The organism is Streptosporangium sp. NPDC004379 (assembly GCF_042873875.1).
In the GTDB taxonomy this organism is placed as follows: Bacteria; Actinomycetota; Actinomycetes; order Streptosporangiales; family Streptosporangiaceae; genus Streptosporangium.
The window spans coordinates 314310-337586 of the sequence record NZ_JBIAMC010000004.1; the positions used below are offsets into that span (position 1 = coordinate 314310).

The 23277-nt window shown below is 73.7% G+C and carries 18 protein-coding genes; 8 read left to right on the plus strand and 10 right to left on the minus strand.

From position 1 onward, the window contains the following. Positions 1-196: 196 nt before the first annotated feature. The 3 genes from ACFYSC_RS11395 to ACFYSC_RS11405 form a co-directional block, all read right to left on the minus strand. Positions 197-3421 carry a penicillin acylase family protein gene (locus tag ACFYSC_RS11395; protein WP_389960318.1) on the minus strand — a complete coding sequence of 1075 codons (3225 nt, stop codon included), beginning with the start codon at positions 3419-3421 and terminating at the stop codon, positions 197-199. 209 nt (positions 3422-3630) lie between these two features. Further along, the gene (locus ACFYSC_RS11400) at positions 3631-4632 is read right to left on the minus strand and encodes an alpha/beta hydrolase (protein ID WP_389959908.1); all 1002 of its coding nucleotides are present in this window, start codon (positions 4630-4632) and stop codon (positions 3631-3633) included. Beyond that, positions 4629-5570 (minus strand): zinc-binding dehydrogenase, encoded by a 942-nt coding sequence (locus ACFYSC_RS11405; RefSeq protein ID WP_389959911.1) that lies wholly within the window; start codon positions 5568-5570, stop codon positions 4629-4631. The genes ACFYSC_RS11400 and ACFYSC_RS11405 overlap by 4 nt, the downstream gene beginning before the upstream one ends. Positions 5571-5723: 153 nt before the next feature. Here ACFYSC_RS11405 and ACFYSC_RS11410 point away from each other — a divergent pair, with 153 nt between their 5' ends. Beyond that, positions 5724-6638, plus strand: a complete 915-nt coding sequence (locus ACFYSC_RS11410; protein WP_389959913.1) for a LysR family transcriptional regulator — start codon at positions 5724-5726, stop codon at positions 6636-6638. Positions 6639-6704: 66 nt separating this feature from the next. Here ACFYSC_RS11410 and ACFYSC_RS11415 read toward each other — a convergent pair whose 3' ends face one another. The 3 genes from ACFYSC_RS11415 to ACFYSC_RS11425 all read right to left on the minus strand — a co-directional run bounded on the left by ACFYSC_RS11415 (position 6705) and on the right by ACFYSC_RS11425 (position 9756). After that, positions 6705-7487 carry an ABC transporter ATP-binding protein gene (locus tag ACFYSC_RS11415; protein ID WP_389959916.1) on the minus strand — a complete coding sequence of 261 codons (783 nt, stop codon included), beginning with the start codon at positions 7485-7487 and terminating at the stop codon, positions 6705-6707. A gap of 59 nt (positions 7488-7546) precedes the next feature. After that, positions 7547-8632, minus strand: a complete 1086-nt coding sequence (locus tag ACFYSC_RS11420; RefSeq protein ID WP_389959919.1) for a FecCD family ABC transporter permease — start codon at positions 8630-8632, stop codon at positions 7547-7549. A 68-nt stretch (positions 8633-8700) separates the two neighbouring features. After that, on the minus strand, positions 8701-9756 hold the full coding sequence (locus ACFYSC_RS11425; RefSeq protein WP_389959922.1) for a FecCD family ABC transporter permease: 1056 nt from the start codon (positions 9754-9756) through the stop codon (positions 8701-8703). Between the two features lie 98 nt (positions 9757-9854). On the opposite strand from ACFYSC_RS11425, the gene ACFYSC_RS11430 reads away from it, so the two are divergent. Next, complete coding sequence (locus ACFYSC_RS11430) at positions 9855-10883, plus strand: ABC transporter substrate-binding protein (protein WP_389959926.1); 1029 nt, start codon at positions 9855-9857, stop codon at positions 10881-10883. Between the two features lie 111 nt (positions 10884-10994). Here ACFYSC_RS11430 and ACFYSC_RS11435 read toward each other — a convergent pair whose 3' ends face one another. Continuing rightward, entirely contained in the window at positions 10995-12083 is a 1089-nt protein-coding gene (locus ACFYSC_RS11435; protein WP_389959929.1) for a PLP-dependent cysteine synthase family protein, read from the minus strand. Positions 12084-12360: 277 nt separating this feature from the next. Between ACFYSC_RS11435 and ACFYSC_RS11440 the strand changes: the two genes are divergently transcribed. Next, a complete protein-coding gene (locus tag ACFYSC_RS11440; RefSeq protein WP_389959932.1) occupies positions 12361-12948 on the plus strand; it encodes a sigma-70 family RNA polymerase sigma factor in 588 nt (195 codons plus the stop codon). 57 nt (positions 12949-13005) lie between these two features. Here ACFYSC_RS11440 and ACFYSC_RS11445 read toward each other — a convergent pair whose 3' ends face one another. Next, on the minus strand, positions 13006-13854 hold the full coding sequence (locus ACFYSC_RS11445; RefSeq protein WP_389959935.1) for an EamA family transporter: 849 nt from the start codon (positions 13852-13854) through the stop codon (positions 13006-13008). 85 nt (positions 13855-13939) lie between these two features. On the opposite strand from ACFYSC_RS11445, the gene ACFYSC_RS11450 reads away from it, so the two are divergent. Continuing rightward, entirely contained in the window at positions 13940-14515 is a 576-nt protein-coding gene (locus ACFYSC_RS11450) for an XRE family transcriptional regulator (protein WP_362941434.1), read from the plus strand. 320 nt (positions 14516-14835) lie between these two features. After that, positions 14836-15669, plus strand: a complete 834-nt coding sequence (locus ACFYSC_RS11455) for a polysaccharide deacetylase family protein (protein WP_389959938.1) — start codon at positions 14836-14838, stop codon at positions 15667-15669. Positions 15670-15753: 84 nt separating this feature from the next. On the opposite strand, the gene ACFYSC_RS11460 is transcribed toward ACFYSC_RS11455, so the two are convergent. Beyond that, positions 15754-16404 carry a superoxide dismutase family protein gene (locus ACFYSC_RS11460; protein ID WP_389959941.1) on the minus strand — a complete coding sequence of 217 codons (651 nt, stop codon included), beginning with the start codon at positions 16402-16404 and terminating at the stop codon, positions 15754-15756. Between the two features lie 297 nt (positions 16405-16701). Next, the gene (gene typA, locus ACFYSC_RS11465; RefSeq protein WP_389959944.1) at positions 16702-18555 is read right to left on the minus strand and encodes a translational GTPase TypA; all 1854 of its coding nucleotides are present in this window, start codon (positions 18553-18555) and stop codon (positions 16702-16704) included. Between the two features lie 350 nt (positions 18556-18905). On the opposite strand from typA, the gene ACFYSC_RS11470 reads away from it, so the two are divergent. The 3 genes from ACFYSC_RS11470 to pta all read left to right on the plus strand — a co-directional run bounded on the left by ACFYSC_RS11470 (position 18906) and on the right by pta (position 23240). Further along, positions 18906-19880, plus strand: a complete 975-nt coding sequence (locus ACFYSC_RS11470; protein ID WP_362941422.1) for an AMP-binding protein — start codon at positions 18906-18908, stop codon at positions 19878-19880. 222 nt (positions 19881-20102) lie between these two features. Continuing rightward, a complete protein-coding gene (locus ACFYSC_RS11475) occupies positions 20103-21035 on the plus strand; it encodes an alpha/beta hydrolase (protein ID WP_389959947.1) in 933 nt (310 codons plus the stop codon). Positions 21036-21194: 159 nt separating this feature from the next. Further along, on the plus strand, positions 21195-23240 hold the full coding sequence (gene pta / locus ACFYSC_RS11480) for a phosphate acetyltransferase (RefSeq protein WP_389959950.1): 2046 nt from the start codon (positions 21195-21197) through the stop codon (positions 23238-23240). The last annotated feature ends 37 nt before the right edge of the window (positions 23241-23277 follow it).

Here is a 23277-nt window from a genome sequence, read left to right on the forward strand (position 1 = left end):
GCACATGGCGGCTCGGCGTTCGGCCAGACCCGGGACCTTGCTCACTCGTGCTTCTGGATTCTCCCGGAGCCGGGAGCCACAGGTCCGGCCGCGTTCGACGAGATGGGCTTGCAACGGGGCCATGACACGGGGCGACGGCCGCCGCGCGGACGCCTCCGGGAACCATCCCGGAGGCGTCCGCATGTTCCGGCCGGGATCAGCGGGAGTAGACCTCCATCTCGTAGAGCGAGTAGCCGTAGGAGGTGGCGCGTTTCGTGCCCTTCATCCGGACGTATCTCGCGGTCGCCGGGGCGAACGTCACGTTGTCCACGCCGCCGTTCCCGGTGGTGGTGGAGAAGACGGTCGTCCAGGACGAGCCGTCGGCGGACGTCTGGATCGAGTACGCCGAGCCGTAGGCGTCCTCCCAGCGCAGCAGCACCCGGGCCACGGTCTGCGGCGAGCCCAGGTCCACCTGGAGGTACTGGTCGTCGCTGCGGGCGCTGGACCAGCGGCTCCCGGGATCGCCGTCCACGGCCTTGCTCGCCGGGTAGAGCAGGAACAGCTCCGAGCTGGACGCCTTCGCCGTACGGCCGGCCGCGAGGTTGCCGATCGGATCGCCCCGGTGCGAGGGGAACGACACGACCTGCTGGTAGGTCGGCCGGTTCTGCCAGGAGATCAGCGACTGCTTGATCCCGCCGAGCGGGGAGTGGCGGACGCTGTCGGCGCACCACTGGTCGCCCGCGCCGCAGACGTCGTCGGCGGGGTAGGTCGTCGCCGCGGGTTCGGCGAGCGCCGCCGCCAGGCTGTCCAGCAGCACCGTCCGGCAGCCCGCCACCGTGCCGTCGCCGCAGTACTTCGCGGGCAGCGGCCCGGAGACCGGTTCGCCGAGCACGGCCCGGAGGTCCTTGCTGACGTAGCCCCACCAGCCGTACTGGAACGACGAGCCCTTGTGCGCCTGGGCCTCGTTGGCCGAGCCGGGCGAGCCCGAGTCACCGTTCTGGTGGCCGGAGGGGGACTCGTTGATCTGCAGGGCGCCGGTCAGGGACCGGTAGAGGCCCTCGCCCATCCCGGGCCGGAACTCGGCCTGGACGAGCCGGGGCCACCAGGCGTCGAACGCGCGGATCGCCGCGGCGTGCGCGTACGTCCGGTTGCCCGGCGCGGTCTCGGTCCGTTTCGCCCCGGAGTCCGCCCATGCCTTCAGCCCGGCGACCGCAGAGGCGAGGGCCGGGTCGGCGGGGGCGTCGCCGATCACCCGCAGCAGGTGGGGCAGGACCTTCTTGCCGCGCAGGTCGGTGACTGCGGCCTCGGCCATGATCTTCACGGTGCCGGCCCGGTCGAGCTTGCCGGGCCCGGCCAGGGCCGCCTTGACGGGGGCGTCCAGCAGGTCCACCCGGTGGACCGGGCCGAAGCTGAAGTTGCCGTCGGCGGCGCCGTAGTCCTTGGCCTGCTTGTTGTTCCAGCTGACGAAGTAGTCCTGGTCTACGGCCTGCGGGTGGGTCGCCGGGGCGGTGTAGGTCGCGGTGCGGGCGTCGGGGTCGAAGCCGGCCCACTCGTGGGCGGCGTCGGCCGTCATCGGCAGGTTCGGGTCGGAGACCGCGGACCTGACGGGGGTGTTGCCCGACATGAAGTACGCCGAGCGGGCCGAGTTGACGTAGAACCAGTTGAACGCGAACCCGATGTCGGAGGCGGCGGCGGTGAAGCCCGCCGGGTCGCCCATCTGCGCCGGGTCGTTGAACCGCTGGAACCCGATCGCCGAGTCGGCCTCGTGCCCGTAGGTCGAGCGCAGCGAGGCGAAGGCGGTGGGCCGCCCGCCGACGGTGCCGCGCCAGGTCACCAGCCCGTACTTGGTCCGTTTGATCACCAGGTCGTAGGAGCCCGCCGCGGTGCTGTCGGCGACGGTGGGCTTCCAGGAGTTGGTCTTGCGCAGCGTCTCCATGGCCGTGCAGACGCCGCGGTAGAGGTAGTGGTCCGATGCCGTGGTCGGGGTCCCGCCGCCGGGCTCGCAGAGCTCCAGGGCGTAGGTGTCGGTGATGTCCTGGCCGCTGGAGGTGGCGCTCCAGGCGTAGTCGGTGCCCCGGCCGAGCAGCACGTACAGGTTGAGCCCGGCGAACGCCGCGCCGCGCGCCCGGATGCCGGGCCCGGACAGCTCCTCCAGCATGAGCAGCTGCGGGGCGAAGTAGCCGGTCTGCGGGCCGAACACCGCGACCGGGTGGCCGGTGGTGGACTCGGCGCCGGACACCACGACGGCGTTGGACATCCCGGGCCTGGCGTTGTCCACGGTCAGCCCGCCGAGCACGCCCTTCTCCGCCTCGCCGGAGCGGGCGGTGAGGGCCGGGCCGGTGGCCGACCCCTTCTCGTTCTGGGTGATGTCCACCGGCGCGGTCGTGGCGGCGTCGGGCAGGACGACGCCGGTGGCGCCGGGCGCGTCGCCCGAGGGGAAGCTCTGGCCGGCGTGCAGGGTGAGGGTGGTCTCGGGGTCGTTGCGCGACCGGAACGCCTCCCAGGCGCGGTCGCCGGCGGCGACGCCGTACTTGGCGCGGGCCGCGACCCGTACCAGCGCGGACTGCATCTCCGCGCCGCCGCCCCCGCCGAACAGGCCGCCGACCACCCCGGAGATCGCGATGAGGTCGGTCATCGTGAAGTCCTGGGGGCCGCCCGCGTTGGTGACGGCGTCGAGGTGGCCGGTGAGGACGTACTCGCCGGGGCAGTTGCGACCCGCCATGCAGTGGTCGATGTAGGCGTTGATGCCGTCGATGTAGGACCGCACGTCGGCGTAGAGCTGCGCGCCCCGGGGGCCGGAGTCGCGCAGGCGGGTGAGCTGCGTCTGCAGGTCCGCCTCGGTGTAGGGGGAGTTGAGCCAGACGCTCTGCTCCAGCGCGCGGTTGCCGGGCGCGCCGCCGGCGAAGGGCGTCAGCTCGCCCCGGCCGACGTGCCGGATCAGGTCCATGACCCACAACCGGTCCTGCGCGCCGGCGTATCCGGCGCCGAACATGGTGCCCTCGCGGGTCGTGCCGGTGATGTGCGGGACCCCGGTGGCCCGGTCGCGGACGATTTTCACGTCGGACCGCGGGCTGACGGTGCTCTCCACCTGCCCGTCCGGTACACCGAAGGAGGCGTCGTTGAAGAACGCGGCGATCTGCTCGTCGGTCAGCCCGGTGTAGCCGGAGACGAGGTCCGCATACCGGCCGAGCTGGTCGGAGCTGTGCCGGGGCATCGTGCCCAGCGACTGGTTGGCGAGGATCTCCACCAGTGTGGCGTTGCCGTTCTCGCCGGGTGGCAGGATGTCGGCGCACTGGCCGAGGCAGTGGTCGTCGGGGGCGAGGGTGTCCGCCGACGCCGGGGCGGGGGAGGTGAGGGGGAGGGTGAGCGCGACGATCGCGAACGCCGAGGCGGCGGCGATCATCCGCCGGAGACGTGAGTGCACGGGGAACCCCCAGAACATGAGGAGCACTCGGATGTTGGGAGGAACATACGCCCGGGGGACCGGCCGATCAACAGCCCATCCGGTAACCGCGCCTGCCTCTTCCGCCCGTCCCCGCCATCGGCCGGGCCTTCACCGCCCCCCGAGCCTTCAGCGGCGCCGGGCCTTCGCCGCCCACCCGGGGCCGGGCCGGGGCGGGGCGGGCGCGCACGGCGTCCCCGCTCACTCCGTCAGCGTTCGGACGCCCCCAGCCGCGCCATCAGCCAGTCGGCCGCGGCGGGGAGCCAGTCGGGGTGGGCCTCGCCGAGCAGGTGGTCGGCGTACGGCACGAGCAGGTACTCGCCGTACGGCGCCAGGCGGGCCAGCGGCTCGCCGTTGACCACGCCGGGGATGGCGTCCCGCCCGCCGTCCACCACCAGCAGCGGTACGGCGACGCGCGGGGCGAGGTCCGTCAGGTCCACGTGGCGGGCGAAGTCCCGGGCGGCCTCGACGCCGCCGGCGCGCTGGGTCAGCGTGTCGTGCACGAACGCGGGCAGCCCGTCCCAGTCGAGGCGGAAGGGGCCGCTGACGGTGACGGCGGCCCTGACCCGGGGCTCCCTGGCGGCGCTCTCGGCGGCGTAGTAGCCGCCCAGGCTGAGCCCCACCAGGACGATCCCCTCGACGCCGAGGGCGTCGACGACGTCCCCCACCACCCGGTGGTAGTCGGGGCGGACGACGGTGGTGGCCGCGAGCGCGCCCTGACCGGGGCCGTCCATGGCGAACACCGCCGCGCCCCTGCGCAGGAACGCATCGGCGACGGCGTGGAACTCCTCCTTGGCGGAGTCCATGCCGGGCACGATGACGACGGTCGCGGCCGCGTCGGCGGGGCCGCGGAGCCGGCCGGTGAAGCCGGGGCCCTCGATCCTCCGGGCGGCGGGCTCCAGGATCTCCAGGGCGCGGCCCATGGCGGCGTCGGCCTCCGCGGCCGCCCCGGCGGCGAGCGCGCGGTCCGGATGCGGCACGAGGGCGGCGAAGTGGAACCACCTGGCGGCCGTCCGGAAGTGCTCGCCCGCCGAGACCGCGGACGCCGCCGCCCCGGCCAGGCCGAGGTGGCGCCGGCCGGTTCGGACGAAGGCGTCCGGCCAGTCGTCGAGGGACGCGAGCCCGGCCGTGACGCGACGGTACTCGTGCGGGTCGAGGCCGGCGGCGGTGGCGCGGCTGAAGTTGGCCTCGGCGAACACGGCGACGCTCATCGCGACTCCTTCGGAGTGAGGGGGGATCCGACGGTGAGGACGGCCTTGCCCCGCACCCGCCTCTCCCGCAGGTCGACCAGGAGGTCCGCGGCCTGCTCCCAGCCGGCGATCCGGCCGATCTCGGGGCGCAGCCGTCCGGCGTCCACCAGCCGGACCAGCGTGGCGAGGTCCTCGCCGTAGGGGACGCCGGCGTAGTGGAAGTGGCGGATCACGGCGTTCTCCGGCCCGGCGAGGAGATCGAAGAAGTCGAGGGTCACCGGGGTCCGGCTGGCCTGGCCGTACCAGATCAGCGTGCCGCCCGAGGCCAGCGCGGCGAGGGCGACGGGCAGGGCGGTCCCGCCGGTGGACTCCAGGACCAGCGGGAAGGGCCCGCGCGCGTCGGCGACGTCGTGCACGACCTCCGCGGCGCCCAGCTCGATCAGCCGCCGGCCGCGTTCGGGCGAGGCGGTCACCGCGGTGATCTCGGCTCCGGCCGCGGCGGCCAGTTCGGTGACGTAGTGGCCCACCCCGCCCGAGGCGCCGGTGAGCAGGATCCGCCGGCCCGTCACGGCGCCGGCCGCGCGGAGCAGACGCAGCGCGGTGATCCCGGCGAGGGGCAGGGCCGCGGCCCGGACGGAGGTGACGGAGCCGGGCAGCCCGGCGAGCGAATGGGTGGGGACCGCGACGTACTCGGCCCAGCCCCCGTACGGCGGATGCCCCACCACGCGGGTCCCGGCCACCGGGCCCGAGCCGTCGGCCGCCGCCTGCACGACCAGGCCCGCGACGTCCTTGCCCGGGACGAACCCCGGGCGCGGGTCCTCCAGCAGGAAGGTCTCTCCCCGGTTGACGGAGAACGCCTCCACCCTGACCAGGGCCTCGTCCGCGGCCGGGACGGGCTGGACGTCCTCGGCGAGGCGTACCGGGCGTTCCGGGTCGCCGGTGGGGATCAGTCTCTTCATGTCCGTCATGGAATCGGAGGCCGGGGCGCTCCGGCCAACAACCGGCGGGTGGAGGCCACAACCACCGGTTGTCGTCCGGGGTCCGTGGCGGGGGACCGCCCGGGTGACCTGGACCGGTGATCGACCCTCGGGCCAGGTCATAGGGTGTGGGCCGTGGATCTCGATCTGGCACAGGTCCGCGCGTTCGTGCTCGCCGCGGAGGAGCTGCACTTCGGCCGGGCGGCGGCGGAGCTCTCGATCTCCCAGCAGGCCCTGTCCAAGCGGATCGCCGCCCTGGAGGCCCGGCTCGGCGCGCGCCTGCTCGACCGCGGCGGACAGGGAGTACGGCTCACCGCGGCCGGGCTGCGTTTCCTCGCCCCCGCCCGGCAGGCGCTCGCCGCGGGGGACCTCGCCGTGGCCGCCGCGCGCGAGGAGCGCCGGCCGCTGCGGGTGGACGTGTGGGGCCACCTCTACGCGCCGATGCGCACGCTCTCCCGCGCCGCGGAACGCGCCGAGGGGCTGGAGCTCGAACTGGGGCACGCCCGCGACCTGCCGTCCGTGGCGGCGGCGCTGCTGCGCGGGGAGACCGACATCGGGTTCGGCAGGGTCCATCCGCCGCTGCCGGAGGGGCTCACCCACCGGCTGGTGCGGCTGGAACCCGTCGACGCGGTGGTCAGCGCCGACCATCCCCTGGCGGACGAGCCGGTCCTGCGGCCCGAGCGGCTGCGCGCCGGCGTACTGTGGACGCCGGGGCCGCTGGACCGGCTCGACTTCCTCGGCCGCTTCGCCGACCACTTCGGCGTGACCGCCCGGGAGCAGGGGCCCAACCTCGGCCTCGACCACTTCGCCGCGCGCATCGCCGCCGACCCCGGCTGCTTCTCGCTGCTGCCCGCCGACTGTCCCCTGCCGGACGTCCCCGGCGTCCGGACGATCCCGCTGGTAGATCCGACCCCGCTGTACGCCTGGTCGCTGCTGTGGCGGGGCTCCGGCGGGCACCCGCCGATCGAACCGCTGGTGGAGGCGTTCCTGGCGGAGGCGGGCCGCAACCGGTGGCTGGAGTACGACCCGCGGCGCGACTGGCTGCCCTGAGTGCGCCGTACGGGGACCTCGCGCGGGGACTTCGCACGGAGACCCCGGGGAGGGCTCAGGAAGGGCTCAGTGGCGGACGCCGACCGGGACGACCAGGGGGGTGCCCGCCACCGGGTCCTCGATGACCTTGGCCTCCAGGTCGAAGACCTCGGCCAGCAGCGGCTCGGTGAGGACCTCGTGCGGCGTCCCGGCCGCGAGCACCCGGCCGGAGCGCATGGCGACCAGCCGGTCGGCGTACCGGGCCGCGAGGTTGAGGTCGTGCAGGACCATCACCACGGTCCGGCCGTGCTCGCCGTGCAGCCGCCGCACCAGCTCCAGCACCTCGATCTGGTGGGCGAGGTCCAGGAAGGTCGTCGGCTCGTCCAGCAGCAGCAGGTCGGTGCCCTGGGCCAGGGCCATCGAGATCCACGCCCGCTGCCGCTGCCCGCCCGACAGCTCGTCCAGCGGGCGCTCGCCCAGGCCGTCCAGGCCCGTCATGGCCAGCGCCTCGCCGACCGCCGCCTCGTCGCCGGACGACCACTGCCGGTACCAGGTCTGGTGCGGGTGCCGGCCCCGGGCCACCAGGTCGGCCACGGTCAGCCCTTCGGGGGCCGTGGGCGCCTGCGGCAGCACGCCCAGGATCCGCGCGACCTCCTTGGTCGGCATCCGGTCGATGCGCTTGCCGTCCAGCAGCACCTCGCCGCCGGACGGCTTCAGCAGCCGTCCCAGCGCGCGCAGCAGCGTGGACTTGCCGCACCCGTTGGGCCCGATGATCGTGGTGACCGTCCCGGCCTCGATGCCGAGGTCGAGGCCGTCGACGATGACGCGGTCACCGTAGCCGAGCCTCACGCCGACCGCCTGCAGCCTCACGTTCGCTTCCTCTCCGTGCTCTCTGTGCTCTCCGTGGTCGTCCGTACGGTTCCCGCCGTTCACGCGCGTGCCCCCCGGCGTGCGCGGACCAGCAGGTAGATCAGGTAGGGGGCGCCCAGGACCGCAGTGACCACGCCCACCGGGAGCTCGGCGGGGGAGGCCACCGTACGGGCGGCCAGGTCGGCGGCGGTGACCAGGACGGCCCCGCACAGCGCCGAGACGATCAGCGGCGGCTGGGCGACCCCGGCCACGCGCAGCGCGATCTGCGGCGAGGCCAGGGCGACGAAGGCGATCGGACCGGCCGCGGCGGTGGCCACCGCCGCGAGCAGCACCGCGGCCAGGACCAGCAGGCCCCTGGCGAGGTTCGTCCGCACGCCCAGGCCGGTCACGGTGTCGTCGCCGAAGCGCAGCGCGCCGAGCGACCGGGTGCCGGCCAGCGCCGCCGGCACCAGTACGGCCAGCGCGATCGCGACCGGGACCACGTGCTCCCAGCCCCGGCCGTTGAGCGAGCCGCTGATCCACACCATGGCCCGGCCGCTGTCGGTGACGTCCCCCACGGTCAGCAGCCAGTACTTGACGTTGGTGAACACCGCCGAGACGCCGACGCCGACCAGGACGAGGCGGTAGCCGTCCAGGCCCCCGCGCCAGGCCAGCAGGTAGACGGCCAGCGCCCCGGCCAGCCCGCCGGCCAGGGCGACCAGCGGGACGCCCACGCTCGCCAGGGCTCCGCCCGCGCCGCCCGCCGCGCTGCCCGCGGTCACGATGATCCCGACCACGGCGACGCTGGAGCCGGTGGTGACGCCGAGGACGTCGGGGCTGGCCAGCGGGTTTCGGGCGATGGCCTGGGTGATCGCGCCGGCCAGCGCCAGCGCCGCGCCGACGAGGACGCCGGTCAGCGCGCGGGGGAGCCGCAGCTCCATCACGACGAAGTGGTCCGGCCCGCCGCCGGCGACCGCCCGGAACACCTCGGCGACGCTCATCGGGATGTCGCCGATGCGCATGTTCAGCGCCATCAGCAGCACCGCGGCGGCCAGCAGGACCAGGGACGCGGCGGCCGAGCGCAGGCGCAGCAGCCAGGAGGCCGGGCCGAGCCGCAGCGGCCGCTCGTGGGCGAGCCGTACGGGCACGGAGGTCACGGGGGTCACGGGCGGGACGTCTTCCGGACGGGGCGGAGGCTTCGGCGAGGGGGCCTGCGAGGGGCTCTGCGGGGAGGTCACAGACTCAGCGGCTTCCTGCGCCTGACCAGCGCGACGAAGAACGGCGCGCCCAGCAGGGCGAGCACGACGCCGACCTCCAGCTCGCCGGGCCGGGCCACGACCCGGCCGACCACGTCGGCGCCCAGCAGCGCCGCGGCGCCGAGCAGCCCCGAGTACGGCAGCAGCAGCCGGTGGTCGGGTCCCGACAGGGGACGCGCCAGGTGCGGCACCATCAGCCCGAGGAAGGCGAGTGCCCCGCAGGCCGCGACGGCGGCGCCGCTGAGCAGCGTGATCGCGGCGACGCCGACGGTGCGGGTCAGCGTGACGTTCTGCCCCAGGGCACGGGCCACGTCCTCGCCGAGCGCGAGGGTGTTGAGGCCCGGGGCGTTGACCAGCGCCAGGACCAGTCCGGCCGCGACGAACGGGAGCACCTGCCAGGCGACGTCGGCGCCCCGGCCGGCGATCGACCCGGCCTGCCAGAACCGGAAGACGTCCATGGCCTGCTCGTCCATCAGGACCATGGCTGAGGTGAGGGCGTAGAGGAAGGCGCTGACCGCGGTGCCGGCCAGGGCCAGCGTCACCGGCGTGGGGCCGCCCCGGCCGCCGCCGGCCATGCCGAGGGCGAAGACGCCCACGCTGGCCACCAGCGCCCCGGCCAGGCCGAACCAGATGTAGCCGTACAGGCTCGTCACGCCGAACACCATGATGGCCGCCACCATCGCGAAGGCCGCGCCCTGGGTGACGCCGAGCAGCCCGGGGTCGGCCAGGGGGTTGCGGGTGTGGCCCTGCATCAGCGCGCCCGCCACGCCGAGCGCGACCCCGGCCAGCAGGCCGAGGGCGGTCCTGGGGACGCGCAGCGAGGAGACGACGATGTCGTTCTCGGTGCCGGTGGGGCCGGTCAGCGCGTGCCAGACGTCGGCGGGCGGCACCGGCCGGGCGCCGACCATGACGCTCAGCACGGCCGCCACCGCCACGGCGCCCAGCAGCCCGGCCAGCACGAGGGGCGGGCGCGGGCGGCCCGTCCGGGGCCTGCCGGGCGCGGGCGGCCGGACGGCGGTCACCGCTGTGCTCACCCGTGCTCCTCTCGGGTCGGTTGCCGGATTTCAGGCAAGTATGTCAGGTTAGGTATGCCTAAACTAAATTAGGCATGGCTTCGGTAAAGGAAAATCTGATGAGAGTGTTGCGCACCCTGGCCGCCGGCGTCGCGGGGGCCGTGCTGGCCCTCGGGCTCGCCGCCTGCGGGTCGGGTTCGTCCACCGGCACGGCCGCCGGTCCGGGCTCGGACGCGCAGGCGTCCGGCCCGCGGGCGAGCGGTACGGCCGGCGCGGCCGCGTTCCCCCGGACGATCAAGCACGCCATGGGCGAGACCGAGATCCCGGCGCGGCCCAAGCGGGTCGTGGCACTCGACCAGAGCTTCGTGGACGCGGTGCTGACCCTGGAGACCGACGTCGTCGGCTACACCACCTACCGGTCGATCGAGGAGAAGCTGCCCGACTACCTCGCCCCGGTCCTCGGGCACGCCGGGGACGCCACGTCGGTCGGCACGCTGGAGCAGCCGAGCCTGGAGAAGATCGTCGCCCTCAAGCCGGACCTGATCGTCTCGGCGAAGGTCCGCCACGAGGCGCTCTACGACAAGCTGTCGAAGATCGCGCCGACGGTGTTCAGCGAGACCACCGGCGCCATCTGGAAGGAGAACCTCCGGCTCGTGGGGCGCACCCTGGGCAGGGAGGACCTGGCCGAGCAGCGGATCACCGCCTACCAGGACCGGGCCGCGAAGATCGGCGAGTCGATCGAGGCGAAGGAGGGCGGGATGCCCACCGTCTCGGTCGCCCGCTTCGCCGGCGAGCCGACCGTCCGCCTCTACGTGGAGAACTCCTACTCCGGCCTGGTGCTGAAGGACGTCGGCTTCCCGCGGCCGAAGGACCAGCCGACCAGCGCGGACGCCATCGCGGTGGACGTCAGCCAGGAGAACATCTCCCAGCTCGACGCCGACCACATCTTCGTCGCCGCCTACGACGACCCGTCGGTCGGGCCGATCAGGAAGAAGTTCGAGGCCAACCCGCTGTGGGACCGGCTGAAGGGCGCCAGGCATGACGTCTCCGACACCACGTGGATGAGCGCCGTCGGCATCCAGGGCGCCCACGCCATACTCGACGACCTGGCGAAGATCTTCGAGGTCGACCCGGCGAAGGCGGCCTGAGCGCGCCGGGCCGGTGGACGGCGCGTACGCCCCGGCCGGCGGAGTGCGCGCCCCGCCGCCGGCCGGGTGCGGGGCCGCAGACGCCCCGGCCGGCCGGTCCGCTCTCCTGCGTCACACCTCCGACAGGAAGGCCCGCAGGTCGCGCAGGTGGGGGGTGATGTCCAGGCCCTGCTCGGCCAGCCAGGCGTCACTGTCGTACGTCCCGCGGTAGCGCTCGCCGCCGTCGCAGATCAGCGTGACGACGCTGCCCCGCTCGCCCGCCGCGCGCATCTCGCGCAGGATCCGCACGGCCGCCGCCACGTTGGTGCCGGTGGAGCCGCCGACGTCGCGGCCGGTGACCTCCCGGACCCAGCGCATGGCCGCGACGGACAGCGCGTCGGGCACGCGGATCATGCGGTCGATGACCTCGGGCATGAAGGAGGGCTCCACCCGGGGGCGGCCGATGCCCTCGATGCGCGAGCCCGGGGCGGTGACCGCGGTGTCGCCGCTCTCCCAGGAGGGGTAGAAGGTCGACCCCTCGGGGTCGACCACGGCCAGGCGGGTGAGGTGGCGGCGGTAGCGGATGTAGCGGCCGATCGTCGAGGACGTGCCGCCGGTGCCCGCGCCGACCACGATCCAGGCCGGCTCGGGGTGGGGCTCCATCTCCATCTGCTGGAAGATGCTCTCGGCGATGTTGTTGTTGCCGCGCCAGTCGGTGGCCCGCTCGGCGTAGGTGAACTGGTCCATGAAGTGACCGCCGGTCTCGGCGGCCAGCCTGCGCGACTCCGCGTAGATCGCCTTGGGGTCGTCCACGAGGTGGCACTTGCCGCCGTAGAACTCGATCAGGGCGATCTTCTCCGGCGAGGTCGAGGCGGGCATCACCGCGATGAACGGCAGGCCGACGAGTCGGGCGAAGTACGCCTCGCTCACCGCCGTGGAGCCGCTGGACGCCTCCACGACCGTGGTGGACGGGCCGATCCATCCGCCGGCCAGGCCGTACAGGAACAGGGAGCGGGCGAGCCGGTGCTTGAGTGAACCGGTCGGGTGCACCGACTCGTCCTTCAGGTAGAGGCTCACTCCCCAGTGGGCGGGGAGGGGGAAGACGTGGAGGTGGGTGTCACAGCTCCGGTGCGCGTCGGCCTCGACGCGGCGGATGGCCTCGGCCACCCAGGAGCGGGTACGGGGATCGTGCCGATCCACCTGGTCCATCGGGGATTGCATGGGGGTAAAGGTAGCGTGAGCTGCGGCGATGTGAGTGTGGACACACTTTACGACTATTCAGAGGGAAAGATGTTACGATAACGAGACTTGTCCGGCTGTGGGGCGTGTGTCCGTCCGCCACCGATGCAGCCAGAAGCCGACCCCCTGACCAGCTGGAACTCTTAACGGCACCTTTACGGCGTGCCTGCGAGCATGCGATGGCCTGTCAGGGGAAGGGGCATCGCGCGATGTGCCGGATGTTACTGGGGGAAGGCCCGAGGGGGATTACGTGATCACGATGACCGAAGAGCAGCGCAACGACTGGTTCGAGCGAGACGTCGTTCCGGTGACCAACCAGCTCTACGCGTCCGCGATGCGTCTCACCCGCAACCCGGCGGACGCCGAGGACCTGGTCCAGGAGACCGTGGCCAAGGCGTTCAGCTCCTACCACCAGTTCCGTGAGGGCACCAACCTCAAGGCGTGGCTGCACCGCATCCTCACCAACAACTTCATCAACGAGTACCGCAAGAGGCAGCGCTCGCCCAAGCTCTCGGCCACCGAGGAGATCGAGGACTGGCAGCTCGCCGCCGCCGAGTCCCACACGTCCTCCGGGCTCAAGTCCGCCGAGACCGAGGCGCTGGAGCAGCTCCCCGACACCGCGGTGATGAACGCCCTGCGGACCCTGCCCGAGGAGTTCCGTGTGGCGGTCTACCTCGCCGACGTCGAGGGGTTCGCCTACAAGGAGATCGCCGACCGGATGGGCACCCCCATCGGCACGGTCATGTCCCGCCTGCACCGCGGCCGCCGCCAGCTGCGGACCCTGCTGTCCGACTACGCCCGCGAGGAGGGCGCGGTCCGGCTGCCGGAGCAGCGCCGCGCCGCCTGACCCTCTCCGGGCGCCGCGCCGCCTGATCCTCCGGTACGGCGCCGCGCCGCCTGATCCTCAGGGGGACGGCGCCGCGGCGATCAGCGTGACCGCGACCAGGGTGGCGCCGACCCCGGCGACCTGCACCGCGTTCAGCCGCTCGCCCAGCACCTGCCGGGCGAGCAGCAGGGTGCTCACCGGGTAGAGCGAGACCAGGACGGCGACGAGGCTGAGCATCCCGCGCTGCTGGGCGAGCAGGAACAGCACGTTGGCCGCCATGTCGAGGATCCCCGCCGTGATCACGATGCGCGGCACCCCGGGCCCCGGGCGCAGAGTCCGGCCGGTGACCGCGGCCAGCAGGGCGATCATGGTGATCGACACGGTCCTGGCCCCGGCCAGCGGCCACAGGCCGCCGTCGTCAGGGGTCTGCGCCAGCAGCACGAAGAAGCCGCCGAAGCCCGCCCCGGCGACGAGCGCGGCCAGGACCGGGGTGCGCCGCGGGCCGGACTCGGCCGTGGGGGACTCGCGGCTCACCAGCATCACCGCGACCAGCGCCAGCGCCACGCCGCCCAGCGCCACCGGCTCCGGGCGGTCCCCGGTGGCCACGCCGAAGATCACCGGTAGCGCCGCCGAGGTGACCGCGGTGATCGGCGCCACAACGGACATCGTCCCGGTGGCGAGCGCGCGGTAGAACAGCACCAGTCCGACGGTGCCCGACAGGCCCGCCGCCATGCCCCAGCCCAGCGCCTCCGCCGACGGGTGGCCCGGCAGGAACGGCAGCAGGACGCCGACCGTCACCAGGCCCGCGAACTGCGACAGGACGACCACCGCCATGACGACCTTCGAGCGCCGGGTCGCCAGGCCGCCGAAGAAGTCCGCGGTGCCGTACACCACCGCGCAGGCCGTCGCCAGCACCACCGCCGTCATGTCTCCTCCTGGTGCAATGGGTTGCACTATAAGTACAGCACATAAGGTGCACTGCGGTGCAACTTTGGTTCACTACAATGAACCGGTGGATCCTGAGACCATCACCGGCGCCATCGCGAACAACGTCCGTGCCCAGCGCGCGCACCGGCACATGACGCTCGACGAGCTCGCCGCGCGCTCGGGCGTCAGCCGGGGCATGCTCGTCCAGGTCGAGCAGGGGCGGACCAACCCCAGCATCAACACCCTGACCCGCATCGCCGACGCGCTCGGCGTGACGGTCGCCCGGATGGTCGAGGTCGCGGACACGCCGGTCGTCCGGGTGGTCTCCCCCGCCGACGTCGTCACCTTCCCGCACGGCGAGGGGAGCTCCGCCCGGCTGATGGTCGGCAGCGACGCCCCCGCGATCCTGGAGCTGTGGGACTGGCGCCTGGCCCCGGGCGAGCACCACGACGGCGACGCCCACCCGCCGGGCACCCGCGAGATGCTGAGCGTGCTGGAGGGGGAGCTGACCCTGTCGGTCCACGGCAGGAGCCACCTCGTCCCGGCCGACGGGGCCGTCCTGTTCAGCGCCGACCGGCCGCACCGGTACGCCAACCTCGGCGACGCCCCGCTGCGTTTCGTGATGGTCGTGACCGAGCCCCGGGGGACACCCGACCAGTAGGCCCGTCCGTGGCCGGGTCCCGGGGGACACCCGGCCGGTAGGCGTCCGTGGCCGGGCCCCGGGAGGTGCCCGGAGGGCAGGGGCCCGCAGGCCGTCCCCCGCCGGAAACGCCCGGCCAGTAGGCGTCCGTGGCCCGGAGGACAGGTGGGGCGCCGACGCGGTCCGGGTACACCGACCACGGACGCGTGTCCCCAATGGCGCGTCGATACGTTGAATTGCCAGTCGATGTCCCATCCTGGTGGGAGGAACTGGCCGAGATCGTGCGGGGAGACGCGGTCCAGGATCACCTCTCGCCCCGCCGCGATTATCGGAGGGCGGGCATGCGGCTGCGGATCGTCCCGGTGGCGCTTCTCCTGTCGGCCGGGGCGTGCGCCGCCCCCGCCCACCGCGTGCAGACCCGCGAACCGGCCCCCGCCCCGTCCGCGGCCCCCAGCCGGCGGCCGGTGGACCCCGCCGAGCTCGCCCTGAAGCTCGCCGGGATCCAGCCGGGCTGGCCCAGGCGCGGCTACCCCCTCCCGCCTCCGAAACGGAAGATCGACTGCGGGCGGGTCAAGTGCGTGGCGCTGACCTACGACGACGGCCCCGGGCACCACACCGCGAAGCTGCTCGACATCCTCGCCAGGTACCACGCCAGGGCCACCTTCTTCCTCGTCGGGAAGATGGTCCTGGCCAACGCCGACGGCGCGCTGCGCCGCATGGTGCGCGACGGCCACGAGCTGGGCAACCACACCTGGAGCCACCCGCAGCTCACCGCCATGTCCGAGGGCGCGGTCCGGGCGGAGCTGACCCGCACCCAGAAGGTCATCGAGCGCAGGACCGGCGTCCGGGCGACCCTCATGCGCCCGCCGTACGGGGCCACCGACAAGAGGGTCGCGGCCGTGGCCCGGCACATGGGGCTGGCCCAGGTCCTGTGGAGCGTGGACACCCTGGACTGGCGCGACCGCGTCACCCCGGTCGTCGCGCGGCGCGCGACCGCGATCAAGCCCGGGTCCATCGTGCTCATGCACGACATCCACCGCACCACGGTGGAGGCCGCCCCCCGGATCCTGAAGGAGCTCACCCGGCGGGGCTTCGCGTTCGTCACCGTCTCGGAGCTGTACGGCAGGCCGCTCCGCCCCGGAGTGGGCTACAGCGAGCGGGAACGCGACAGATGACCGTCCGCCGCTCGCAGCCGCCCGCCCGCGCCACCGGTGCGGACGGGCGCTTCACCGGCGCTCGGCCTACCGGCGCTCGGCCTGCTAGCGCTCGATCACGCCGCAGGCGACGCGCCTGCCGGAGTCGCCGGCCTTGAGCGTCTCGGCGTCCGGCCCGGCCGGGTCCTTCCCGCTGCGATAGCGGTCGGGGATGTTGGCGTGGTTGTCGGACAGGGCGTGGATGACGACGGAGCTGCCGTCGGCGTCGAAGAGCTGCTGCACCCGGAAACGGTCCGTCACCAGGGCGGCCCGGCCGGTGCCGTCCTGGCCGACCATGAGGTCCGGCAGGTCGCCGGAGTGGTACGGGTGGGCCTCCGAGTCCAGGTCGAAGTGCGGTCCCGCGCTGGCGAAGGGGCTGCCCGTCGCCGGATCGACCGCCTTGGGGTCGCAGACGCCCTTGGCGTGGATGTGGAAGGCGTGCTGTCCAGGCGTCAGGTCCCTGACGACGACCACGACCCTGGGCTTGTCGGAGTCGGTCCCCGCGATGCGCAGCATGCCGACGGTCCGGCCGTCGGCGTCCTTGATGGTCGCGCCGACCTGCCCGCCGAACGGGCCCGCCGAGGGCTCGCCGGCCGGCCCGGACGGGCGCGCCGACGGCCCGTCGCCCGGCGGGCGGGGCACGGGAGCGGCGGCTCCCACGGTCGCCGCGCCCGCCCCGAGCGCGAGGGCCAGCGTCAGATGGATTCCACGAAGCATGATCTCCCCCGAATTCGTCCGCTCCCCGCGGCGCGGGAAGCGCCCTGCGAGTCTCCTACCTCGAAGATCAGGTGACAATCACGCGGTGGGGAAAGGGAGGGGAAAGGACCGCGCCCCGCCCTCCGCCGGTCCGGGCGGGTCCGTACCGGGGCCGGGAGGATCGAGGAGATCCGGGGGATACGAGGGAATCCGGGGGATCCGGGGGGCTTCGGGGGGAGAGGGCACGCCGCCCCGCCCGGAGGGGGCGGGGCGGCGGAGCCGGTCACCGTACCCGGCGTGGGCCGGGGGCGGGAGGGCTCAGCTGCCGCGCTTGGCGCGGGCGGCGGAGCGGCCCCGGGTGGCGGCGTCCAGGACGACCTTGCGGATGCGCACCGCCTCGGGGGTGATCTCCACGCACTCGTCCTCGCGGATGAACTCCAGCGCCTGCTCCAGGGAGAGCTGCCGCGGCGGGATGACCTTCTCGGTCTCGTCCGCGGTGGAGGAGCGCATGTTGGTGAGCTTCTTCTCCTTGGTGATGTTCACGTCCATGTCGTCGGAGCGCGAATTCTCACCGATGATCATGCCTTCGTAGACCTCGGTGGTCGGCGACACGAACAGCACGCCGCGCTCCTGGAGGTTCAGCATGGCGAACGCGGTCACCGGGCCGGAGCGGTCGGCGACCAGCGAGCCGTTGTTGCGGGTGCGCAGCTCGCCGAACCACGGCTCGTACGCCTCGAAGACGTGGTGCACCAGGCCGGTGCCCCGGGTCTCGGTCAGGAACTCGGTCCGGAAGCCGATCAGGCCGCGGGCCGGGACCACGAACTCCATCCGGATCCAGCCGGTGCCGTGGTTGGTCATGTGCTCCATGCGGCCCTTGCGGACGGCCAGGAGCTGGGTGACGGCCCCGAGGTACTCCTCAGGGCAGTCGACGGTCAGGCGCTCGACCGGCTCGTGCACCTTGCCGTCGACGACCCTGGTGACCACCTGCGGCTTGCCGACGGTCAGCTCGTAGCCCTCGCGGCGCATCTGCTCGACGAGGATGGCCAGCGCCAGCTCGCCTCGGCCCTGCACCTCCCAGGCGTCCGGGCGCTCGGTCGGCAGGACGCGCAGCGACACGTTGCCGACCAGCTCCTTGTCCAGACGGTCCTTGACCATGCGGGCGGTGACCTTGGAACCCTTGACCTTGCCGACCAGCGGCGAGGTGTTGGTGCCGATGACCATCGAGATCGCGGGCTCGTCCACGGTGATCAGCGGCAGCGGCCGCGGGTCGTCAGGGTCGGCCAGGGTCTCGCCGATCATGATGTCCGGGATGCCGGCGATCGCGATGATGTCGCCGGGGCCGGCCTCGTCGGCGGCCCTGCGCTCCAGCGCCTCGGTCATCAGCAGCTCAGTGATCTTCACCCGCTGGATGCTGCCGTCGGTACGGCACCAGGCGACCTGCTGGCCCTTCTTGATGACGCCCTGGTGCACCCGGCACAGCGCGATCCGGCCGAGGTAGGACGAGGCGTCGAGGTTGGTGACGTGCGCCTGCAGCGGGGCGTCGGGGTCGTAGGTCGGGGCGGGGATCGTCTCCTTGATGACCTCGAACAGGGGCTCCAGGTCGTCGGAGTCGGGCATCCCGCCGTCCTCGGGACGGTTCAGCGAGGCGCGGCCGGCCTTGGCCGAGGCGTAGACGATCGGGAAGTCGATCTGCTCCTCGGTGGCGTCGAGGTCCATGAAGAGCTCGTAGACCTCGTCCACGACCTCCTTGATGCGGGCGTCGGGGCGGTCGACCTTGTTGATGCACAGGATGACCGGCATCTTCGCGGCGAACGCCTTGCGCAGCACGAACCTCGTCTGCGGCAGCGGGCCCTCGGAGGCGTCGACCAGCAGCACGACGCCGTCCACCATCGACAGGCCGCGCTCGACCTCGCCGCCGAAGTCGGCGTGGCCGGGGGTGTCGATGATGTTGAGGGTCATGCCGCCGTGCCGTACGGCGGTGTTCTTCGCGAGAATGGTGATGCCCTTCTCGCGCTCGAGGTCGTTGGAGTCCATTACACGGTCGTCGACGTCCTGGTTGGCCCGGAAGGCTCCGGACTGCCAGAGCATGGCATCCACGAGAGTGGTCTTGCCGTGGTCGACGTGCGCGATGATCGCGATGTTCCGCAGGTCATCGCGGCTGTTCAAAGGCATGGTGGAGTCTCACTCTGTGATCGTGGAAGCTGGCCGCCGAACGTGCGGCCTTCCCATTTTAGGCGATGCCGCCAATCGCTCTCACGCTCACCGCGGTGCTTCGCGGGCGGAGGGAGCCGGTCCGGCGGCCGGAAGACCGCTCCGACCGGCCGGGACTCACGGGCGGCCGCGCCACGAACCCCCGGGAAGGAGGCGGGGAAGGGCCTTTCGGGAGGACGACGGCGACGCGGCCGGGGAGACGCCGGAAGACACCGGGGAGACGCCGGGGGACAGGGGGCCCCGCGGAAATGGTCAGCCGTCTGCATATTCCTGACCATGCGCGCCGGGACCCGAATTTCTATCGTGATCTCATGCCGACCTGGACCGATGTGGTGCTGACCGCCGCCGGACATCGCGGGGAGCGGCCCGCGGTCACCGACGCCGCCACCGGCGACGTCCTCTCCTACGCCGCGCTCGCCGGACGTGTCGGCCAGGCGACGGCGGAGCTGCGCGACCGCGGTGTCGGTCCCGGGGACCGGGTGGTCGTCCGCCTCCCCCCGGGGCCCGGTTTCCCCATCGCCGTGCACGCCGCCGCGGCGGCCGGGGCGCTCGTGGTCCCGCTCGCGGCCGATCTGGACCGCGACGTCTTCTACGAGTGCCTGTCGGCGAGTCACGCGCGGATGATGATCACCGACCGGGCGCAGGCCGAGCGGTCGATGAGGGTCGCCGGAGAGTCCCGCGTCCGGCAGATCCTCACCCTGGAGGCCCTGGAAACCCTGGAGACCCTGGAGGAGGTGACGTCCCCCCGGCCGGACGGTCCGGGCGTCCCGTCGCGCCGCGGGCCCGTGGTCCCGCCGCAGCGCGATCCCGGCGTCCAGCCGCGGCGCGGGCCGAGTGTGCCGCCGCAGCGGGGGCCGAGCGCGCCGCCGCGTCGCGGGCCTGGTCTCCCTCCCCGGCGCGGCGCGGCCGTCCGGTCGCGCGGCGGGGCCGAGGCGCCCGCGCTGACCTTCGACGGCAGGCGGGTGATCAGCCACGCCGGGGTGGTGGCCGAGCTGCTGCGGCTGGCCCCGGAGGCGATGCTCAGGGAGCGCGACCGCGTGCTCGTCGCCACCACCGAGCCGCGGGCCCAGACCGTCCTGTTCGACCTGGCGCTGATGGGCGGGGCGCACGTCGTCGCGGCCCCGGGCGCCACGCCGGGCGAGTGCCGGGCGCTCATCGAGGAGTACGGCGTCACCGTCGCCGCGGTGCCGCCGTGGGCGCTCACGCGGCCGGCCGGGAGCCGCTGGCCGCGGGTCACCGTGTCGGCGTACGGCCGGTCGACGGAGCTCGTCATCCCCCGGGGCTGACCCGGCCCCGGGATCGCGGCACCCGCCCCCGGCCGGCACCGGAGGGGCCGATCGGAGGGGCCAGAGGACACCGGAGGCATCCGCGCCTCACCCCGGCTGCGGGAATCCCCTGTGCCGCGGGGCCTCCCGCGTCCCGCGGCCCGTGGGATCCCGGTCGCGGGGAGGAGCCCTGACCTCACGTTCTAAGCTCGGAACATGTCTTTCGCGCCATCTTTCGCCGCGATGTTCATGACAGAGGACGACGTCCGGATCGACGCCGCGCACACGCCCTCGCGTGGCCCGGCGGACCTGGGCATCGTCGTGGCGCACGGGTTCACCGGCTCGCTCAGGGAGCTCACCACCCGGCGGATCACCCACGTGCTCAGCGAGTTCGGCGGCGTCGTGTCCTTCGACTTCCGCGGGCACGGCCGTTCCGGGGGCCTGTCGACGGTCGGCGACCTGGAGGTCCTCGACCTGGAGGCCGCCGTACGGCACGCCAGGATGATCGGGTACACCCGCGTGGCCACCGTCGGGTTCTCCATGGGCGCCGCCGTGGTCGTGCGGCACGCGGGGCTGCGCGGCGCGGCGCGCTCCGGCGGGACCGGCGGGGCGATGGTGGGCCCGGCCGGGGACGGGCTGCTGAGCGGCGCCGGCGGCGGCCTGAGCGCCGGCGCGGTGCTGAGCCCGGTCATGGACGGGCCGATGGACCCGGACGGCGGCGCGGTGGTCGCGGGCGGGGGCGGGCCGGGCCCGGACCTCGTGAACGCCGCGCTCACCGACGGGCGGGGACGGGTCGACGCCGTGATCTCGGTCAGCTCCCCGGCCCGGTGGTACTACCGCGGCACCAAGCCGATGCGGCAGGTGCACTGGGCGATCGAGCGGCGGCTGGGCCGGTGGGCCGCGCGGGTGGGCCGGGGCACCCGGATCCGCAAGGAAGGCTGGGACCCGGTGCCGCTGGCGCCCTACGAGGCCGCCGCGACGATCACGCCGACGCCGCTGCTGGTCGTGCACGGCGACGCCGACTCCTTCTTCCCGGTCGAGCACGCCCTCCAGCTGTACGGCGCCGCCCGCGACCCCAGGGAACTGTGGATCGAACCCGGGTTCGGCCACGCCGAGACGGCGGCCACGCCGGAGCTGATCCGCCGGATCGGCGCGTGGGTCAGCGCCAACACCTGATCACCGAGGGTGTTTACTCCTCTTACGAGTCTTACGGGTTCTACGGGCCGCGGGTCCTGAGGACCGCGGGCCACGAGGACCGCCGCCCACGGGTCCGACGGGTCCCACGGGCCTCACGGGTCCTGCGCGGCATCGCGCCGGAGGGAGGAGCGGGCGTCCATGCGGAGCATCTACGTGACCGGTCTGGGCCGCGGTGACGGCAGGCAGATCGTCGAGCTCGGCCTGATGGAGCTGCTCACCCGCCGGGTGGGCCGGGCCGGGGTCTTCCGGCCGATCTCCCGGGACGGCGAGGACCGGACCCTCGAACTGCTCACCGCCCGCTACAGCCCCGCGGTCTCGGCGGTCGGGATGACGGCCGCGGCCGCCGCCGAGGTCTACACCCGGCACGGCGCCGAGGAACTCGTCAGCCGGCTGGTCGGCCACTTCCACACGCTGGAGACGGAGTGCGACGCGCTGCTGGTGCTGGGCGCCTCGTTCGACACCGAGGCCCTGCCGCCCGCGACGGCGTTCAACGCGCGCCTGGCCGCGGAGTTCGGCGCGCCGGTGATCGTGGTGGTGGGCGCGCACGGCGACCGCTCCGACGAGGCCGAGATGGAGATGCGCACCGCCCACCAGGTCTTCTCCGACCTGGGCGGCACGGTGCTCGCGGTGGTCGCCAACCGGGTGCCCGAGGGGGTGACCGTACGGCCCGGCCTGCCCGTGCCCTGCTACGCCATCCCCGAGAACCCGTCGCTGTCGGCGCCGACCGTCGGCCAGGTGATGCTGGCCGTGGACGCCGAGCACGTCCAGGGCGACGACGACGGGCTGCGCCGCGACGTGTTCGGGTTCGTCTTCGGCGGCGCCATGCTGCCGCTGTTCCTGGAACACCTGGCCGACGGGGCGCTGACGATCACCCCGGGTGACCGCGCCGACCTGCTGCTCGCCTCGGCCGCGGCGGAGGCGGCGGGCACGGCCAGGCCGTCCGGCGTGGTGCTGACCCTGGGGGAGAGGCCGACCGAGGCGGTCAGGGACCTCACCGCCCGCCTCGCACCGGGACTTCCGGTGCTGTCGGCCGCCGCGGACAGTTTCACGGTCGCGACCGTGCTGGCCGGGCTGGAGGGCCGGCTCACCGCCGACAACCCCCGCAAGATCGATACGGCGCTCGGCCACTTCGAGGCCCACGTGGACACCGCCGACCTGGCCGACCGGATCGAGCTGGCCCGCTCCGAGCGGATCACGCCGATGATGTTCGAGCACACCCTGCTGGAGCGGGCCCGCGCCGACCGGCGGCACATCGTGCTCCCGGAGGGGGAGGAGGACCGCGTCCTGCGGGCCGCCGACGTCCTGCTGCGCCGCGGCATCGTGGACCTCACCCTGCTGGGGCGGGAGGAGGCGGTCAGAAGGCGCATCGGCGCCCTCGGCCTCGACCTGTCCGGCGTGACCGTCGTCGATCCGCTGACGTCCCCGCTGCGCGAGCCGTTCGCCGAGGAGTACGCGGCGCTGCGGGCGCACAAGGGGATGACCCTGGAACGGGCCCGCGACGTGGTCGGCGACGTCAACTTCTTCGGCACGATGATGCTGCACCGCGGCATGGTGGACGGCATGGTCTCCGGCGCCGCGCACACCACCGCGGCCACGATCCTGCCCGCCTTCCAGATCATCAGGACGGTCCCCGGCACCTCGATCGTCTCGTCGGTGTTCTTCATGTGCCTGGCCGACCGGGTGCTCGTCTACGGCGACTGCGCGATCAACCCCGACCCGGACGCCGGGCAGCTCGCCGACATCGCCGTCTCCTCGGCCCGTACGGCGGAGCGGTTCGGCGTCGAGCCGCGGGTGGCGATGCTGTCGTACTCCACCGGAGCCTCCGGCCGGGGCGCCGACGTGGACAAGGTCCGCGAGGCCACCGCCCTGGTGGCCCGGCGGGCGCCGGACCTGCTGGTGGAGGGGCCGATCCAGTACGACGCGGCCGTGGACCCCCGGGTCGCCGCGGCCAAGCTGCCCGGCTCCGAGGTCGCCGGGCGGGCCACCGTACTGATCTTCCCCGACCTCAACACCGGCAACAACACCTACAAGGCGGTGCAGCGCTCCGCCGGGGCCGTGGCGATCGGGCCGGTCCTGCAGGGGCTGCGCAAGCCGGTGAACGACCTGTCGCGGGGCGCGCTGGTCGCCGACATCGTCAGCACGGTCGCCATCACCGCCATCCAGGCGCAGGAGGGCGCCGGGTAGGCGCGTGGCGGGCCGTGGGCCGATGGGGACAGGCGGG